This window comes from Kitasatospora sp. NPDC048296 (genome assembly GCF_043201815.1).
GTDB lineage: Bacteria > Actinomycetota > Actinomycetes > Streptomycetales > Streptomycetaceae > Kitasatospora.
In genome coordinates this window covers 1-1,655 of sequence record NZ_JBICZB010000207.1, presented here as the reverse complement: position 1 = coordinate 1,655, position 1,655 = coordinate 1, and the positions used below count along the sequence as shown (strand labels likewise).

At 73.4% G+C, this 1,655-nt stretch carries 2 protein-coding genes; both read right to left on the bottom strand.

Annotated features, from left to right (window positions below; genetic code table 11):
- The coding region (locus ACGF12_RS38510; protein WP_393041306.1) for a beta-ketoacyl synthase N-terminal-like domain-containing protein at positions 1–825 on the bottom strand (825 nt) is incomplete at its 3' end.
- Between the two features lie 13 nt (positions 826–838).
- The coding region (locus ACGF12_RS38505; RefSeq protein ID WP_393041303.1) for a beta-ketoacyl reductase at positions 839–1,655 on the bottom strand (817 nt) is incomplete at its 5' end.

The window sequence follows — 1,655 nt, the reverse complement described above, 5'->3', positions numbered from 1 at the left end:
GCCCTCACCCCAGCCGGTGCCGTCGGCGGACGCCGCGAAGGCCTTGCAGCGGCCGTCCGGTGACAGCCCGCGCTGCCGGCTGAACTCCGTGAACAGACCGGGAGTTGCGATGATCGTGGCCCCGCCGACGAGCGCCATCGAGCACTCGCCCTGCCGCAGCGACTGGGCGGCCAGGTGCAGGGCGACCAGCGAGGACGAGCAGGCCGTGTCGACGGTCACCGCCGGGCCCTCGAACCCGAAGGTGTACGACACCCTGCCTGACGCGACGCTGCCCGCGCTGCCGGTGCCGACGTACCCCTCGAACTCCTCGGGCGCCTTCGGAAACAGCAGGCGCGCGCCGTAGTCGCCGTACATGATGCCGGTGAACACGCCGGTGCGGCTGCCGCGGAGCGTGGCCGGGTCGAGGCCGGCGCTCTCGACGGCCTCCCAGGCCGTCTCCAGCAGCAAGCGCTGCTGCGGGTCGATCGCCAGCGCCTCGCGCGGTGAGATCCCGAAGAACTCCGGGTCGAACCCGGCCGCGTCGTAGAGGAATCCGCCCTCCCGGGCGTACGTCGTGCCGGGCCGCGTCGGGTCCGGGTCGTAGATGTCGGGGTCCCAGCCGCGGTCGGTCGGGAAGCCGGCGATCGCGTCCCGGCCCTCGGCGACCAGCTCCCACAGCTCCTCGGGCGAGCTCACGCCGCCCGGGTAGCGGCAGGCCATGCCGACGATCGCGATCGGCTCCCGGGAGGCGGCGGTGATCTGCCGGTTCTCCTGGCGCAGCCGCTCGGTCTCCTTGAGGGACGCCCGGAGCGCCTCGACGACTTGTTCGGTGGAGGTTGTGGTCATCGCAGCTTGGTCCTCACGCGTTGTCATTGAGCGCCATGGCCACGAGGGCCGCCGCATCGAGAGTTTCGATCACGTCGATTTGGTCGCTCTTCTGCGGTTCTGAAGCCGGGCTTTCCTCGTGTTCGGCGATGGTCCCGGTGAGCTGGAGCAGGGCCTCCAGCAGGCCCGCCTCGCGCAGCCGCGCCAGCGGGATCTCGGCGAGCGCGCGGCGGACGGCCGTGTCGGGGTCCTCCGCCGGCGTGAAGAGCTCGTACAGGCGGTCCGCGACCGCCGCCGGGGTCGGGTAGTCGAAGATCGTCGTCGACGGGAGCCGCAGACCGGTTTCGACGCTCAGGCGGTTGCGCAGCTCGACGGCGGTCAGCGAGTCGAACCCGAGGTCGAGGAAGCCCTTGCCGATCTCGACCGCAGCGCCGTCGGCGTGCCCGAGGACGTCGGCCACCAGGCCGCGCACCAGGCCGAGCAGCGCGGTCCGCCGGTCTTCCGGGGAGAGTGCGCCGAAGCGGTCGGCCGGCGAGCCCGCGCCGCCTCCGGTCGCGGCCGCCCTGCGGGCCGGCGTACGGACCAGGCCGCGCAGCACCGACGGCAGCACGGCCAGGCCGCGCAGCGCCGTCGCGTCGAGCCGGACCGCCACCGGGGCCGTCATGCCGAGCCCGGCGTCGAACAGCGCCAGGCCGTCCTCGGCACTGATCGGCAGGATGCCGCTGCGGCCGAGCCGGTGCTGGTCCGCCCGGTCGCTCATGCCGCCTTGGGTGTCCCAGAGTCCCCAGGCGTAGGAGGTGGTGGGGTGTCCGTTGGTGCGGCGGTGGGTGGCGAGGGCGTCGAGGTAGGCG